Here is a 16,143-nt window from a genome sequence, read left to right on the forward strand (position 1 = left end):
GCTGCTGCCTCCCGTGGTGGGACTGCTGGACTGATGATGGATTTGAGGCGACCAGTCGTGCTGGCAGCGGTTGCGCTGCTCGCCCTAAGCCCCGGCATGGCCGTTGCCTCACCCGCCAAATCGAAGCCCATTCCGGCCGCACCCGCCGCGCCACCGCCCCCACCGTTCGAGCCATTGGCGCCGCCGAAAATCTACCTCTTTCGTGGCGCCATGGGGCCGTTCTTCTCCACCGGCATGGACCGGCTCGAAGAGAAGCTGACGCAGGCCGGCTTTTCGGCCAACGTCTATGAATTCACCATCTGCCGATGGATCGGTGACCGCGCTATCTCCAGCTACAAGGAGGCACCGGCTCCGATCGTGCTGATCGGGCATTCGATGGGGGGGCTGTGCTCGATCGTCATCTCCGAGATGGCGGCCAAGGAGAACATCCCGATCAGCCTCGTCATCACCATCGATCCCGCGCATGCGACCGGCGACGTGCCGCTCAATGTCGAGCGCTTCATCAACATCTTCCTCTCCGACAGCGTGCTCGGCGGTGGCAACGTGGTGGCCGTGCCGGGCTATCGCGGTCATTATGCGAGCTACGACCTGAAGGAGAATTCGCGGGTCTCGCACATCAACATCGAGAAGTCCGACGACATCCATCGTCAGATCATCGAGATGGTCACGCAGTTGCCGCGGATCCCGCCCCAGACTCAACTCGATGCCGTGCCGCTGCGTTATCTCGTGCCTGCGAATACGCTGGTCGAATTGTGGGATAGCGGCGTGCGTCTACCGGTGCGCCGGGGCGACACCATGGAGAGTATCGCCGCAGCCAATCGCGTGCCGCTGTGGTCGCTCGCGCAGAGCAATTCGCTGGCGGAGAACGCACAGCTCACCCCCGGCCAGTCCATCATCGTCCCGCGCCATTTGGCGCCGCCCGCGCCGGCTGCGGCGATGGCAACTCCGCCTGCTGGGCGGAGGTAGAAGCCTGGTTTCATCGCGACGTGCGCTCCCTCTCCCGTGCGGGAGCGGGGTGGGGAGAGGGTGCCTCCGCGATCGAGAACCCCCGAGAGGAGAGGGCCCTCACCCGCCGCGCTTCGCGCGTCGACCTCCCCCGCAAGCGGGAGAAGTGCAGCGAATCTGCCGCAAGACTAACCTCAATTAGAGGCTGCGATCTTAAGCGTTCGATCCGTGGATCGCGTCGATCACGGCGTCGGTCACTTCCCGTGTCGTCGCCTTGCCGCCGACATCGGGCGTCAGGACGCCGGCCGCGCAGACGCGTTCGACGGCCGCCATCAATCGAATTGCAGCGTCCTTCTCGCCGAGATGCTCCAGCATCTGCGCGCCGGTCCAGAACGTCGCGACCGGGTTGGCGATGCCCTTGCCGGTGATGTCGAAGGCCGAACCGTGGATCGGCTCGAACATCGAGGGGAAGCGGCGCTCCGGATCGATGTTGCCGGTCGGCGCCACGCCGAGGCTGCCGGCCAGCGCGCCGGCGAGGTCGGAGAGGATGTCGGCGTGCAGGTTGGTCGCCACGATGGTGTCGAGGCTCTTGGGATGCAGCGTCATGCGCACGGTCATGGCGTCGACCAGCATCTTGTCCCACGTGACATCAGGGAATTCGGCCGCGACCTCGGCGGCGATCTCGTCCCACATCACCATGCCGTGCCGCTGAGCGTTCGACTTGGTCACGACCGTCAGGAATTTGCGCGGCCGCGACTGCGCGAGCTTGAACGCGTAGCGCATGATCCGCGTCACGCCGACTCGGGTGAACACCGCGACCTCGGTGCCGACCTCCTCGGGGAGACCCCTGTGGGCGCGGCCGCCCATGCCGGCATACTCGCCCTCCGAATTCTCGCGCACGATCACCCAGTCGAGATCGCCGACGCCGACATTGCGCAGCGGCGAGGCGACGCCCGGCAAGATCTTGGTCGGCCGCACATTGGCGTATTGGTCAAAGCCCTGGCAGATCGGCAGCCGCAGGCCCCACAGCGTGATGTGATCGGGCACGTCGGGCGCGCCGACCGCGCCGAAATAGATCGCGTCGAATTTCTTGAGCTCGGCAAGGCCGTCAGCCGGCATCATCAGGCCGTGCTTCTTGTAATAGTCCGAGCCCCAGTCGAAGGTTTTGATGTTGAAGGCGAGATCGCCGCTGCGTTTGGCCAGCGCCTCCAGCACGCGAACGCCGGCGGAGATGACTTCGGGGCCGATGCCGTCGGCGGGGATCGCTGCAATCGAATGGGTGCGCATGGGGTGCTCCGTTTCAGATATCAATGGGATTGTGTGACGGGTTCGACGGGCGCGGTCTTCACGCGCGACAATAGCAGGGTCAGGACCGCGGAGAGAACGAGCAGGCCGGCGACGAAGTAGAGCCCGCCGACGAAACTGCCGGTCTGGTCCTTGATCCAACCGATCATGGCGGGACCGACGAAGCCGCCGAGATTGCCGATCGAGTTGATGGTGGCGATGCCGGCTGCGGCCGCAGGGCCCGACAGGAACAGCGTCGGCATGCTCCAGAGCGGCGGTTTTGCCGAGGAGATGCCGATATTGACGAGTGTCAGCGCGACCAGCACGGTCACGACGCCGGTCGCAAGTCCGGCAAACGCAAGCCCCGCGGCCGCGAGCAGGCAGGCCAGCACGACGTGCCAGGTGCGTTCGCCTGTGCGGTCCGAATGCCGCGCCCACAGCACCATGGCGACGACGGCGGCGCTCGCCGGCAACGCATTGAGGAACCCGACCTGGAGCGTGGACAGGCCGAACTGCTTGATGATCTGCGGCGCCCAGACGCCGAGCGTGTAGAGGCCGGCCGAAGTGCCGAAATAGATCAGCGCCAGCGCCAGCACGCGCGGATCGGCGAGCCCGCGCCAGATGCTATGCTTCGAGGTCGCAGCCTTGCTGGTGCTCTCTACGTTCATGGTCTCGACCAGCCAGCGCCGCTCGTCATCCGCGAGCCATTTGGCTTTCTCCGGGCGGTCGGTGAGGAATGCCAGCACGACGAAGCCGAGCAGCACGGCCGGAAACGCTTCCAGCACGAACAGCCATTGCCAGCCCTTGAAGCCGAGCATTCCGTCCATCTCCAGGAGCGCACCGGAGACTGGCGAGCCCAGCACGGTCGAGAGCGGCGCCGCCGCCATGAACAGCGCGGTCACCGCGGCACGCTGGCGCGCCGGAAACCAGTAGGAGAGATAGAGGATGATGCCGGGAAAGAACCCGGCCTCGGCGACGCCGAGCAGGAAGCGAAGCACATAGAAGCTGGTCGGCCCCTGTACGAAGGCCATCGCGGCCGAGACGATGCCCCAGGTGACCATCACCCGCGCGATCCAGATCCGCGCGCCGACCTTGTGCAGGATGATGTTGGAGGGCACCTCGAACAGGAAGTAGCCCCAGAAGAAGATGCCGGCGCCAAAACCGTAGACGGTCGGCGACAGGCCGATGTCCTTGTTCATCGTCAGCGAAGCGAAGCCGATATTGACGCGGTCGATGAAGGCCACGAAGTAGAGCAGCATGATGAACGGAACGATGCGCCATGTGATCTTGCGCAGCACGCGCGTCTGAATCTCGCTCGCCATCCCAGCCCCCCTGTCCCGTTTTTCTCGTTATCGGCAGACCCGGTGGTCCATGCCGACAAGGAGCCTAGGCGGAGGAAGGCCCGGGACTCAATTGGCGCTGGTTTATACAAAAAAATGATATAATCGTCTCCGGGAGCGGGACGAGAGGATAGGGAATGGAATTGCATCAGCTTCGATGCTTCGCGGCGGCGGCCGAGCAGTTGCATTTCGGCCGCGCGGCGCAGCATCTCCAGATGCTGCCTTCCGCGCTCGGCCGCCAGATCAGGCTGCTTGAGGAGGATCTGGGCACGCGGCTATTCGCGCGGACGACGCGTGCGGTGTCGCTGACGGAAGATGGCGCGACTCTGCTGCGCGATGCCCGTGCCATCCTCGCCCGCGTCGAGGCGGTCGAGAGCAATCTGCGCAATCGCTCGCGCGCGGGGGCTGCTCGAAAACTCCGGGTCGGTGCTATCGACAGTGCCGCAGCAGGACTTTTGCCGGCGTTACTCCGCGATTTTCGCGCAAAGCATCCGGAGGTCGCGGTGCAGCTTCTCGAGGACAAGACGGTGCGGCTGCTGCCAAAGATTTTGACCGGCGCGCTCGATCTCGCCTTCGTGCGTCCCCCCCATCAGCGGGACAAGCGGCTCGAATTCCGCGATCTCCTGCAGGAGACAGCCATCGTGGCGTTCCCGCAGCGCCACGCGCTCGCCGAACGCAAGGCGATCACGCTGTCCCAGATCGCCGACGAGGCGATGCTGGTGCCGGATCGCCGCTCGCGGCCGCACAGCCACGACCTCACGATAAAACTGTTCGAGCAGGCCGGATTGACGCCGCGCATCGTGCAGGTCGCCGACGAGAAGCAGACCATCATCAATCTCGTCGCAACGAAGCTCGGGGTTGCGATCGTGCCGCGCTGGACTACGCGGATGGCGGTATCAGGCGTGCGCTTCGTGCCGCTGCGGCCCAAGCAGATCGGTCCCGTCGGCCGGCTGCCGCTCGCTGCCGTATGGCTGCGCGGCTCGCGCGACCCGGCCCGCGACGCGATGCTGTCGGTGCTCGAGACGCGCCTGCGCAGCTATGCGCGCGACGCCTGAGCGGCTATGACATCGGCTGGCGAGAGGGTGGATGCGATGACTGAACGGCGAGCTTCGGACGAATTGCGGGTTGCCATCGCAGGGCTCGGCTCGATCGGCACCAAGATCGCAACCGCGCTCGATCAGGGCATCGAGGGCCTGACTCTCTCTGCCGTGGCGGTGCGCGATCCCGCAAAGCATCAGACATTCCTCTCCGGCCTGCGTCATCCGCCGCAAATCATGCCGATCGACCAACTCGGGGACGCCGCCGATATTGTGGTGGAGTGTGCGCCGAGCAGCCAGTTGCGCGCGATCGTCGAGCCCGCGGTGAAGCGCGGCAAGGCCGCGGTCGTCGTCAGCGTCGGTGGGCTGCTCGACAATTTCGATCTTGTCGATCTCGCCCGCGCCAATGGCGGCCGCGTCCTGGTGCCTACCGGCGCGCTGATCGGACTCGACGCCGTCAACGCCGCCGCCATCGGCACCATTCATTCGGTGAAGATGGTGACGCGCAAGCCGATCGACGGCTTGCGGGGCGCGCCGTTCATCGTCGAGAATAATATCGATATCGACAATCTGCGCGAGCCGCTCAAGCTGTTCGAAGGCTCCGCGCGCGAGGCTGCAAAGGGTTTTCCGGCCAATCTCAACGTCGCGGTCGCGCTGTCGCTCGCGGGCGTCGGGCCGGACCGCACCTTGGTGCAGATCTGGGCCGACCCGACCGTGACACGCAATGTTCATCGTATCGAGGTCGAGGCGGATGCGGCGCGCTTCTCGATGTCGATCGAGAATATCCCGTCCGAAAATCCCAAGACCGGCCTGATCACGGCACTGTCGGTGATCGCGCTGCTCCGCAAGCAGCGCGCCACGCTCTGCGTCGGAACGTAACCTTCACGCGCCCGTCACGCGCCAGATCACGTTGCCGACGTCGTCGGCCATCAGCAGCGACTTCTTGTCGGGGCCAATCACGACGCCAACCGGGCGGCCGTAGGATTCCTTCTCGTCCGGGGCCAGGAAGCCCGACAGGATGTCGCGACCGGGACCGGAGGGCTTTCCGTTCTCGAACGGGATGAACACCAGTTTGTAGCCGGACAGCTTGCTGCGATTCCACGAGCCGTGCTGGCCGATCGCCATGCCGTCCGGGAAGCCGGGCAGTGTACCCGCCGGCATCCAGCACAGGCCGAGCGAAGCGGTGTGTCCGCCGAGCGCATAGTCCGGCGTGAGCGCGTTGGCGACCAGCGTCGGATCCTGCGGCACGCGATCGTCCACCGTCTTGCCCCAGTAGCAATAGGGCCAGCCGTAGAAGCCGCCGTCGCGCACCGAGGTCAGATAGTCCGGCGGCGTCTCGTCGCCGAGGCCGTCGCGCTCGTTGACGACGGTCCAGAGCACGTTCGTGTTTGGCTCCCAGGCCAATCCGACCGGATTGCGCAGGCCGGCACCGAAGATGCGATGCGTCCCGGCGACGAGATCGAGCTCGTAGACCGCGGCGCGGCCTTGCTCGACCTCCATGCCCATCTCGGCGATGTTGCTGAGCGAGCCGACGCCGGCATAAAGCTTCTTGCCGTCGGGGCTTGCCAGCAGGCTGCGCGTCCAGTGGCCGTTCGGCTTGAATGTGGTGAGGCGCTTGCCCGGCGCGGTGATGCGGTCGGCGTTCGCCACGTACGGGAAGGCCATCACGCCATCGGTGTTGCCGACATAGAAGGTGTCGCCGACCAGCGCCATGCCGAACGGCTGGCTGAGATTCTCCATGAAGGCTCCGCGGACTTCGGCGACGCCGTCACCGTCCTTGTCGCGGAGCAGCGTGATGCGGTTGGCGCTGACGCCGAGCGCGGCGGCGCGCCGCATCGTCGCCTGCATCGCGTAATGAAACACCGACCTCGGCGCGCCCGCGATCTGCGTCGCTTCCGCAATCAGCACGTCGCCATTGGGCAGCACTTCGATCCAGCGCGGATGGTCGAGGCCGGTCGCGAACGCATTGACCTTGAGCCCGGGAGCGACCGTCGGCTTCTGTCCCTCGCTCCAGCCGCGCGCCGTCGGCATCTTCAATGTCGGGATGGCGCCTTGCGGCTTTGCTTGGGGAATGGCGGGCGACTGACCCCAGGCCGGCGCGGGCACGGTGCCCGACAGCTTCCGCCATTGCAGCGCGATGCCACCGAGGAGCGCAACGAACTGCGCAAAGATGCTGGAAAAAGTCATGAGAAGCCCCTGTTTGCGCGCGCATCCAACTGGCTGACGGGGCAGACGTCAACCTGTGTGGCACGCCGTCGGGCTCTATTCCCATGGAATGGCAGCCGTTCGAATTTGCATGGGACGACCGCCGACGGGCTGTGCCCGGAGATCAGCGGCCGATCTGCCGCTCCAGCCCGCGCGCCGCGCGAAAATCATCCAGATGATGGATGTTCGGCGCGAGCGCAGCCTCTCTGGACAGGAGTTGATAGACTCGCGCCACCGTGCGCTGCTTCTGCTTCGACTGCCCGGGCGGCAGTGCCCGCGCCTTGCGGACGGCAGCGATCGCGTGCTCGCGAAAATAATCGTAGGCGTCGGACATGCTCGATGCTCTGCGGCTGGTGGCACGTATCGAGGCGTTAACGGGCTGGAAGGAGGGCAGTTCCTCGGCGGAATGTTCAGAGCGCGCTAATCCATCACCGTCATCCTGAGGTGCGAGCCATGGGGCGCGAAGCGACGCATGGGGAGCCTCGAAGGATGGCCGGCCGGCTGGCTGCATCTTGGCCGCGCATCCTTCGAGGCTCGGCTCGCGATGCATGCGCATCGCAAACCTCGCGCCTCAGGATGACGGAGTTGGCACTAACGCTGGCAGAGAAAATGGTGGACGCGGTCTGCTACTTCACCGCGGCGCCAGGAACGGGATGATCATCGGCACGCGGCGGCAATAGGCGCCGTAGGCGTCTTCGCCGAGCTCCTTGGACAGGAACACCTCTTCCATCCGGCCCTTCTGCCACATGCCGAGCGAGATCAGGATCGCGCCGAGCACCGCAGTCACCGTGCCGACCGCGATGCCGGTCACCAGCATGCCGAGGATCAGGCCGGTGTAGATCGGATGGCGCACGATGCCGTACGGGCCGGTGTCGATGACGCGGTGGTCTTGCTTGTGAGTGATGGTGTTGGACCAGAATTGTCCGAGATGCAGCCGTCCCCACCAGGTGAAGGAGATGCCGGCCAGCACGATCAGGGCCGTGATATAGACAGCGGTATTGCTGAACACCCAGAGCGGCTTCTCACCGAGCACTTCTGCGGTCCACGGTGTGAACAGGATGCCGCCGACCAGGATCGGGATGCGATAGCGCCCGGACTCCAGCGTCATCACCTGCTTCTGGGTGCGGCCTTGCCAGAACGAGGCGCCGACCCAGCTTGCGAGCCAGGCGAGCCAGATCAGGGCGAGCAGTTGCGTCGGCCAGGTCGTGGTCCAACCACCCCAGGCGACAGAGAGAAGCTTGCTGAAATCGAAGGACATGCGGAAAGGTTCTTTGGGTTGGCGGCAGCTCAGCTGGCGCGCGAGGAGAGCGCGTGATGCTCGATGGCGCTGGAGGCAAGCGCGCCGCCGCGGGCGAGAAGATGGGTGATGGTTTCGCGCAGGACCGGCTCGACCGGGCGCGGCGAGTAGCCGAGCTCGGTGCGCGCCTTGTCGATCGAGAGGTCGCTCGCGGCGAGCGCGATGCGCACGCCCTCGGCGGTGCCGTTGGGCGGCCGGCGCGTGACGTGATCGGATAAATATTCGAGCATGATCGCAGAGAGCTCGGCAATCTTGCCGGGAACGACGACCGGGAACTGCCGGCGGCCCCTCATCGTGGACATCATTCGCAGGATCTGGCCGAGCGGAACGCAATCGCCGCCGAGGATGTAGCGCTGGCCGATGCGGCCGCGTTCCATGGTCAGCACGAGGCCCATGGCCACGTCGCGGACGTCGACGAGATTGACCAGGAAGTTGAGGTGCGGTTGCACCTTCTTCTGGAGGAAGTACCACAGCATCGCGGTCGGCGGCGTCAGATTGTGGTCGGCAGCACCGATCGGCATGGTCGGCGTGCCGATCACCAGCGGAAAACCTTCAGCGGCCGCCTTCGCGGCGCAATGCTCGGCCAGCGATTTCGACCGCGTGTAGGCGCCCGGCATCGCGTCGGCCGGCTGCAGCGCTTCTTCGGCGGGAACACCGCCCAGGTCAGAATACGGGAACAGGATCGATTCCGTCGAGCAGTGCAGGAAGCGGGAGACGCCGCGCTTCATCGCGGCCGCGAGCACGATCTCTGTGCCGCGGCAATTGACGTCGTGAAAGGCCTGCTTGTCGGCGACCCACATGCCGGGCAGGCCGGCGAGGTGATAGACCTGATCGACGCCCATGATCGCTGCATCGACCGCGGCGCCGTCCAGCACCGAGCCATGGGCATATTCAACGTCGGCATTCGCCGTCGCCGGCGCACGCACATCGAGAACACGCACCCGCTGCCCACGGGCGCGGAGCACTTCTACGAGATGATGTCCGATGAAGCCGCTGCCACCGGTAACCAGTACGAGAGCCATGCAGAGGTTTGCTTGTTTCGCGTCTAGAACTATCGGGTTGAAAGGGAATTGGTCGGAAGAGGCGCCAGAATCGCGGCAAGGTCGCGACGGAAGCCCAATGCAATGAATAATTTCGCCATGACAAACATCGGTCCGAGCAAGAAATGGGCGGGGTGGTCAACCATCGACGGCTGCCGCTCCTCAAAAACCTTGTGACCGACGATCTGCGATGCGACGCCAGACCCGATCAGCACCGCAAAAATCGACCACATCATGACGATCGAGACCTGATTGCCGATCGCGGTTGCGACAGAAAGCAGCACGATCATCGAGGCGAGGATGCCGAGCCCGATCCCGGCGTCCAGCATCAGCCAGTAGACCAGCACGGGCAGGGCAAAAATCACGGCCAGGCTCACCTCGATCCCGAACAGCGGGACGTGCACCAGGGTCAGCGGCAGTACGGCGCCGGTGAAGAGCAGGAGGATGCCGACCACGTGCATCGCGCAATTCCAGGGATCGCGATGATATTCGACGTAGTCGGCCAGTTGGCGTTGAAAATAACTGGCCATCTCGGTCTCGTGCAGCATGGGGTCGGGGAAGGGCGAAAAAAGCCTATAGCACCTGATAGCGCGGTGCACAAACCGGCGTTATTGTCGCGCAAAGCCGGTCTGTCGCGCTGTGAGACAGGTCACAAAACGGCAAGACTTCAAAGGGTTCCGTCAGGCGCCGGGGCGCATCCGCTCAGTGCTTCCTGGCCGGTTTTTTCGTCGCAGGCGCAGGCGCGGCAGCCGGGCGCGCAGGCTCGTCCTCCGGCAGCTTGGCAAAGGTCTGGATCTGCAACTGGCCGTTGGCGGCCGAGGTCGGCCTGGCCCGGTCGAGAAACTGCTCCTCGCCGAGGCCGATCGGATGCAGCCGCTTGGTCGAGATCTTGAACGTGTTCACCAGCACGTCGCGGATCGCGTCCGCCCGGCGCTGGCTCAGGATCGCGTTAGCCTCGCGCGTCTTCACGTTGGATTCGACATGGCCGACGATCAGGAAGGTGTAGGGCAGCAGCGAGGCATGGACCAGCGCGTCGGCAATGCGGCCGACGGCCTGGTAGGACGCCGGCTGGATGATCGGCGTGTCGGCGTCGAACTGGATCTGCGCGTTGAAGGTCGGCAAATTGGCCAGATCCGGCGCGATCAGCGGCCGGTTCACCGGACCCGGATCGTTCTTGATCCTGGCCTTGGCCCGCTCCATCACCTGCAGCTTCAGCGCGGGGATATCGATCTCAGCGGGTTGTTCGAAATGGTTGAGCTTGGCGACGATGTCGTCGCGGGTCGGCGGCGCCGTCTGCGCTTCTGCCGCGCCCGCGAGCAGGGCAAGACCGAGCGCGATGCCAATTCCGGCGGTGGAAAGCCTGTTCGCGCGCATCACCGATATCCCGCGTCGTCGACCGCCTTCAGGCAGTTGTTGCTGATGCCCTTGGGCGTCGAGATCAGGCAGGGGATCGCCTTGCTGGTCTCCTTGGTCGAGCCGCCGCAGACCTTGACGATCTCGCGCTGGCAGACGTTCGCCACGGTGACGCGGGCGGCAACGCGCTTCTGGATGGCATCGAAGGCGCCGAGATAGTCGCTCTGGCACTGCTGCGAGAGCACGTCGCGATTGCGGGAAAGGCACTCCTTCAGGCGGGTCGAGTCCGGGTTGACGCCGCGGCAATTGGCAACGATTTCCGCACCGCAACTCTTGGCCAGGAGCCCGAGTGAATCGCCAAAGCTCATGGTCTCCGCCGCCGCAAGCGACGGCATACCCAATGCCAGCAAGATCAGTGTGATGGAGCCCCGGACCATGGCTGCATCTGATACGGGGAAGTTCGCGGTGGTCAAGGGGCGTGAAGGGAAGAAACGCGGCGGCGTAACGCCGCCGCAACAGGGCAGGGCCTCACGCCCGCTGCACAAAGCTGTCCACGACCTTCTTCTCGCCTGCCTTGTCGAAATGGATGGTGAGCTTGTTGCCGTCGATCTTGGTGACGTGGCCGTAGCCAAATTTCTGGTGGAAGACGCGGTCGGAGAGGGAGAATTCCGAGGTCGTGCCGGTGGATTTGGCGACCAGCTCACCCTCGATCGTCATCGGGCCGCGGCGGCGCGAGGAGAAGCTGCCGAAATCTGGCGAGGACGATTGGGACGAAAACGACGAGGCCTGTTCCTCGAAGCTGCCGCGGCCGCCATTGCCGCCCCCGCCGCCGCCGCGATTGCGATTGGCTTGGGCGCGCTGCCAGCCCGGTGTCGAATAGGTGGAGCCGAACGCCTCCATGTCGTCGAAGCGGGAGGCGCCGTAGCCGCCGGTGCCGCCCCAGGCCGAGCCGCCCTTGGATTCCGTGATCTCGACATTGGCCGCCGGCAGCTCGTCGAGGAAGCGCGACGGGATCGTGGTCGACCAGGTGCCATGGATCCGGCGGTTGGTCGCGAAATAGATTTTGGCGCGGCGACGGGCGCGGGTAATGCCGACATGGCCGAGTCGGCGCTCTTCCTCGAGACCGGCGCGGCCCTGTTCGTCCAGCGTGCGCTGGCTCGGAAACAGGCCTTCCTCCCAGCCGGGCAGGAACACGTTGTCGAATTCCAGGCCTTTGGCCGAATGCAGCGTCATCAGCGACACCGCGTCCTCATCGGCGCCGCTGTCACGGTCCATCACCAGCGAGATGTGCTCCAAAAACCCTTGCAGGTTCTCGAACTCCTCCATCGAGCGCACCAGCTCCTTGAGGTTTTCGAGCCGGCCCGCGGCGTCCGCCGAGCGGTCCTTCTGCCACATCTCGGTGTAGCCGCTCTCGTCGAGCACGATCTGGGCCAGATCAGTATGAGCCGTGACCTCGCGTTGGGCGCGCCAGCGGTCGAACTGGGCGACGACGTCGCGCAGGCTTCCGCGCGCCTTCGGCTTCAGCTCGTCGGTCTCGACCACGGCGCGCGCCGCCTCGAACAAGGGGATGCGGCGCTTGCGGGCGTGGTCGTGCAGCATCTGCACGGTGGCGTCGCCAAGGCCGCGCTTGGGCGTGTTGACGATGCGCTCGAAGGCGAGATCGTCGGCCGGCGAGTTGATGACGCGCAGATAAGCCAGCGCATCACGGATTTCGGCGCGCTCGTAGAAGCGCGGGCCGCCGATGACGCGATAGGGCAGGCCGAGCGTGACGAAACGATCCTCGAACTCGCGCATCTGGTAGGAGGCGCGCACGAGAATTGCGATCTCGTTGAGCTTGTCGCCCTGGCGCTGGATCTGCTCGATCTCCTCGCCGATGCCGCGGGCTTCCTCTTCCGAATCCCAAGAGCCCGTCACCGTGACCTTCTCGCCGTCCTGGTCCTCGGTGCGCAGCGTCTTGCCGAGCCGGCCCTCGTTGTGCGCGATCAGGTGCGAGGCGGCGGCGAGGATGTGGCCGGTCGAGCGGTAGTTGCGCTCGAGGCGGATGACCTTGGCGCCGGGAAAATCATGGTCGAAGCGCAGGATGTTGTCGACCTCCGCGCCGCGCCAGCCATAGATCGACTGGTCGTCGTCGCCGACGCAGCAGATGTTTTTGACGGGGGGCGGAGTCGTCATTCCGGGATGTGCCAAAGGCGCGGAATCTCGATTGTCGGACTCATCTCTGGATTCTCCGACGTGCAATTGCACGTCGGAGTTCGGCTCTACGAGCCGCTCCGGAATGACAGCGGGTGTGGTTGGCTTCGATGGCGCCTGCGACAACAACCGCAGCCACAGATACTGCGCGACATTGGTGTCTTGGTACTCATCGACCAGGATGAATTTGAAGCGCTGCTGGTACTGCCGCAGGATATCGGGGTGCTCGCGGAAGATGCGGATGTCCTCGAGCAGCAGATCGCCGAAATCGGCGGCGTTCAGGATCTTCAGCCGCTCCTGGTAGCTCGCATAGAGCTTGCCGCCCTTGCCGTTGGCGAAGACGGCGGCTTCGCCTGACGGCACCTGCGACGGTGTCAGGCCGCGGTTCTTCCAGCCGTCGATCAGACCGGCCAGCATGCGCGCCGGCCAGCGCTTGTCGTCGATATTGTCGGCTTGCAGGAGCTGCTTGAGCAGCCGGACCTGATCGTCGACGTCGAGCACGGTGAAGTTCGACTTGAGCTGCGCCAGCTCGGCATGGGTGCGCAGGATGCGCCCGCCGATGGAGTGGAAGGTGCCGAGCCACGGCATGCCTTCGACGGCATGGCCGAGCATCTGGCCGAGCCGGTGCTTCATCTCGCGGGCGGCCTTGTTGGTGAAGGTCACCGACAGGATCTCGGCGGGGCGCGCGCGGCCCTGGCTCAGGATATGGGCGATGCGCGTGGTCAGCACGCGGGTCTTGCCGGTGCCGGCGCCGGCCAGCACCAGAACCGGGCCGTCCAGCGTCTCCACCGCCTCGCGCTGCTCCGGATTGAGCCCGGACAGGTATTGCGGGCCCACCGAGGCCCGCGCACGCGCGGCGATGCCGCCGGCTGCGGGCTGGTGGTCGGGGACGCTCTGGGACGTGATCTTGCTCGGCTCGGTCATGCGAATCATTTGCCCCACGTTGGCACCGCGGGGTGGTGAAAGGGGAGCCTTCTTAACAGGGATTGGTCCCTATATGGGGCCGCGGGGAGGGGTTTTCCACGTGCGCGGGCAGCCAATTTGTTCCTGTCGGTTGAGCGAATTTCCGGCTTCAGCGGCCCGGAACCATTGTTCCGAGTTGGCGATTGGTCCTGCAAGTGAGGCGCGTCAGCCGCGCCGATCGCAGACAGACATCGAAACAGAGGTTCGGATCATGCTTAGCTGGGTTGTGACGTTTCTGGTTATCGCCCTGATCGCCGGTATTCTGGGCTTTGGCGGCCTCGCCGGCGCGTCGATCGAAATCGCCAAGATCATCTTCTTCATCGCGGTCGTGCTGTTCCTGGTCTCGGCCGTTGTTGGATTGGCCCGCGGCCGTACCAGGGTCTAGCGGTTTGATTTGGTGCATGATCTTGCCGGAAAACCGCTTCGCACTTTTCCGGATCATGCACTACCGCTTGGAGGGCATCGCCACGCTTCTGCCGATGCCCTCGGGCCGCGGCACGGCACTGTGGGCCTTGACCACCGCCGCAATGCGCTCGCGGATGTCTGGTGGAAAGGCCGCCACTTTTCGTGAGCCCATGTCGATGTGCAGCGACATGTTTTCGGAGGTCGCCGACAACCAGCCTTCGGTCGCGTGTCGCAACTCCTGGAACGTGTGCAGTCGCTTGTCGTCGGCTTCCAGCAGCCAGACCGACACCTGCACGGGATCGCCGAGGTGGATTTCGCGCAAGTAGCGCACATGGCATTCGGCGGTGAAGGTCGAACCGCCGCGTTCTTTCATGTAGCCCGGCCCGATCCCGAGCGTCAGCCACATCCGGTCGACCGCGCGGTCGAACATCACGTTGTAATAGGCCATGTTGAGGTGGCCGTTGTAGTCGATCCATTGCGGCTCGATCTGCATGATCGAGGCGCGGAATGGCACTGTGGCGGCAGTCTCCGGCATGTTTCCTTCCCCAGCTATGCGCCCGGCCGCTTGACTTGACCGGTGAGATGTCCTTTGCCACGGTTCGTCTCGTCGGGAGGAACGTCCGTGGGTACGACCATCACCAATAATCCGCCGCGGCCGGCGCCGAAAGCCCTTGCAAGTGCGCTGGAGCAGCTTGCCGCACGGTTCGGCAACCGCCTCATCACCTCGCAGGCCGTCCGCGAGCAGCACGGCCATACCACCACATGGATTGTGAACCAGCCGCCGGACGGCGTGGTGATGGCGCAGGAGACTGCCGACATTCAGGACGTGGTGCGGATCTGCGCGAAAAACGGCGTGCCCGTCATCGCCTTCGGCACCGGCACCTCGCTCGAGGGCCAGGTCAACGCACCCGCCGGCGGCATCTCCATCGACCTGCGCGACATGAACAAGGTGCTGGCGGTCCATGCCGAGGATCTCGACTGCGTGATCCAGCCCGGCGTCACCCGCAAGGCGCTCAACGAGCATCTGCGCGACCAGGGCCTGTTCTTCCCGATCGATCCCGGCGCGGACGCTTCGCTCGGCGGCATGGCCTCGACGCGCGCCTCCGGCACCAACGCCGTGCGTTACGGCACCATGCGCGACAGCGTGCTGGCGCTGAAGGTGGTGCGCGGCGACGGTGAGATCATCACGACCGGCACGCGCGCGAAGAAATCATCCGCCGGCTACGACCTGACGCATCTGTTCGTCGGCGCCGAGGGCACGCTCGGCATCATCTCGGAACTGACCATCCGTCTGCGCGGCATTCCTGACACGATCGCGGCCGGTGCGGTGTCGTTCGAGACCGTGCACGGGGCGTGCCAAGCCGTGATCCTGGCGATCCAGACCGGGATTCCCGTGGCGCGCATCGAGTTGCTCAACGCCGCGCAGGTGCGGGCCTGCAACGCCTATTCGAAGCTGACGCTGCCGGAGACGCCGCTGCTGCTGATGGAATTCCATGGCAGCGAGATCGAGGTCGCCGAGCAGTCCAAGGCCTTCGCCGAGATCGCCGGGGAGTACGGCGGCGGCGATTTCTCCTGGACCACCAAGCCGGAGGATCGCACAAAACTGTGGCAGGCGCGGCACGACGCCTATTGGTCCGTCAAGGCGCTGCGGCCCGGCGACAGCATCGGCGTGGTCGCGACCGACGTCTGCGTGCCGATCTCGCGCTTGGCCGATTGCGTCAACGAGACCGAGGAAGATCTCAAGCGCCTCAATCTGTTGTCGCCGATCGTCGGCCATGTCGGTGACGGCAATTTCCACTGCTCGCTGGTCTGCGACACCAACGATTCCGATGAGATGGCGCGCGGCGAGGAGTTCATGCATCGCCTGGTCGAGCGCGCGCAGGCGATGGACGGCACCTGCACCGGCGAGCACGGCATCGGCCAGGGCAAGCAGAAATATCTCAATGCGGAACTCGGCCCCGAGGCGATCGACGCGATGCGGGCGCTGAAAAAGGCGCTCGATCCACAGAACATCTTCAATCCCGGCAAGATTGTGCCGGAGGTCTAGCTTGCCTGCCGCGTCGCGGTCGCGGAACTTTCCGCAG

At 65.1% G+C, this 16,143-nt stretch carries 16 protein-coding genes; 5 read left to right on the top strand and 11 right to left on the bottom strand.

Translation table 11 applies throughout. The annotated features are described in order from the left end of the window. Positions 1-33: 33 nt before the first annotated feature. The gene (locus ABIB00_RS13150; RefSeq protein WP_354104627.1) at positions 34-966 is read left to right on the top strand and encodes a LysM peptidoglycan-binding domain-containing protein; all 933 of its coding nucleotides are present in this window, start codon (positions 34-36) and stop codon (positions 964-966) included. A gap of 192 nt (positions 967-1,158) precedes the next feature. On the opposite strand, the gene ABIB00_RS13155 is transcribed toward ABIB00_RS13150, so the two are convergent. Both ABIB00_RS13155 and ABIB00_RS13160 read right to left on the bottom strand, forming a co-directional pair. Next, positions 1,159-2,232: a tartrate dehydrogenase gene (locus tag ABIB00_RS13155; RefSeq protein ID WP_247442470.1), complete on the bottom strand. Its 1,074-nt coding sequence runs from the start codon at positions 2,230-2,232 to the stop codon at positions 1,159-1,161. 20 nt (positions 2,233-2,252) lie between these two features. Then, entirely contained in the window at positions 2,253-3,551 is a 1,299-nt protein-coding gene (locus tag ABIB00_RS13160) for a D-galactonate transporter (protein WP_354104628.1), read from the bottom strand. A gap of 155 nt (positions 3,552-3,706) precedes the next feature. On the opposite strand from ABIB00_RS13160, the gene ABIB00_RS13165 reads away from it, so the two are divergent. After that, a complete protein-coding gene (locus ABIB00_RS13165) occupies positions 3,707-4,624 on the top strand; it encodes a LysR substrate-binding domain-containing protein (protein WP_354104629.1) in 918 nt (305 codons plus the stop codon). 36 nt (positions 4,625-4,660) lie between these two features. After that, entirely contained in the window at positions 4,661-5,485 is an 825-nt protein-coding gene (locus ABIB00_RS13170; protein WP_354104630.1) for an aspartate dehydrogenase, read from the top strand. Positions 5,486-5,488: 3 nt separating this feature from the next. Here ABIB00_RS13170 and ABIB00_RS13175 read toward each other — a convergent pair whose 3' ends face one another. The 8 genes from ABIB00_RS13175 to ABIB00_RS13210 form a co-directional block, all read right to left on the bottom strand. Further along, positions 5,489-6,793 (bottom strand): PQQ-dependent sugar dehydrogenase, encoded by a 1,305-nt coding sequence (locus tag ABIB00_RS13175; RefSeq protein ID WP_354104631.1) that lies wholly within the window; start codon positions 6,791-6,793, stop codon positions 5,489-5,491. A 142-nt stretch (positions 6,794-6,935) separates the two neighbouring features. Beyond that, positions 6,936-7,145, bottom strand: coding sequence for a hypothetical protein (locus tag ABIB00_RS13180; protein WP_354049359.1), 210 nt, complete (start codon positions 7,143-7,145; stop codon positions 6,936-6,938). Between the two features lie 297 nt (positions 7,146-7,442). Continuing rightward, positions 7,443-8,069 (bottom strand): methyltransferase family protein, encoded by a 627-nt coding sequence (locus tag ABIB00_RS13185; protein ID WP_354104632.1) that lies wholly within the window; start codon positions 8,067-8,069, stop codon positions 7,443-7,445. A 29-nt stretch (positions 8,070-8,098) separates the two neighbouring features. Further along, the gene (locus ABIB00_RS13190) at positions 8,099-9,130 is read right to left on the bottom strand and encodes an NAD-dependent epimerase/dehydratase family protein (RefSeq protein ID WP_247347657.1); all 1,032 of its coding nucleotides are present in this window, start codon (positions 9,128-9,130) and stop codon (positions 8,099-8,101) included. Positions 9,131-9,159: 29 nt separating this feature from the next. After that, on the bottom strand, positions 9,160-9,696 hold the full coding sequence (locus ABIB00_RS13195) for an Mpo1 family 2-hydroxy fatty acid dioxygenase (protein WP_247347655.1): 537 nt from the start codon (positions 9,694-9,696) through the stop codon (positions 9,160-9,162). A gap of 154 nt (positions 9,697-9,850) precedes the next feature. Continuing rightward, a complete protein-coding gene (locus ABIB00_RS13200; protein ID WP_354104633.1) occupies positions 9,851-10,522 on the bottom strand; it encodes an OmpA family protein in 672 nt (223 codons plus the stop codon). After that, a complete protein-coding gene (locus ABIB00_RS13205; protein ID WP_247347651.1) occupies positions 10,522-10,938 on the bottom strand; it encodes a hypothetical protein in 417 nt (138 codons plus the stop codon). The genes ABIB00_RS13200 and ABIB00_RS13205 overlap by 1 nt, the downstream gene beginning before the upstream one ends. A gap of 91 nt (positions 10,939-11,029) precedes the next feature. Further along, positions 11,030-13,624: an ATP-dependent helicase gene (locus tag ABIB00_RS13210; protein ID WP_354104634.1), complete on the bottom strand. Its 2,595-nt coding sequence runs from the start codon at positions 13,622-13,624 to the stop codon at positions 11,030-11,032. Between the two features lie 241 nt (positions 13,625-13,865). Between ABIB00_RS13210 and ABIB00_RS13215 the strand changes: the two genes are divergently transcribed. Further along, positions 13,866-14,039, top strand: a complete 174-nt coding sequence (locus ABIB00_RS13215; protein WP_007613448.1) for a DUF1328 domain-containing protein — start codon at positions 13,866-13,868, stop codon at positions 14,037-14,039. A 60-nt stretch (positions 14,040-14,099) separates the two neighbouring features. Here ABIB00_RS13215 and ABIB00_RS13220 read toward each other — a convergent pair whose 3' ends face one another. Further along, positions 14,100-14,594 (bottom strand): thioesterase family protein, encoded by a 495-nt coding sequence (locus ABIB00_RS13220; RefSeq protein ID WP_354104635.1) that lies wholly within the window; start codon positions 14,592-14,594, stop codon positions 14,100-14,102. Between the two features lie 87 nt (positions 14,595-14,681). Here ABIB00_RS13220 and ABIB00_RS13225 point away from each other — a divergent pair, with 87 nt between their 5' ends. Continuing rightward, positions 14,682-16,106 carry an FAD-binding oxidoreductase gene (locus ABIB00_RS13225; protein WP_247442442.1) on the top strand — a complete coding sequence of 475 codons (1,425 nt, stop codon included), beginning with the start codon at positions 14,682-14,684 and terminating at the stop codon, positions 16,104-16,106. Positions 16,107-16,143 lie beyond the last annotated feature (37 nt).

This window comes from Bradyrhizobium sp. LB14.3 (assembly GCF_040547985.1).
Lineage (GTDB): Bacteria > Pseudomonadota > Alphaproteobacteria > Rhizobiales > Xanthobacteraceae > Bradyrhizobium.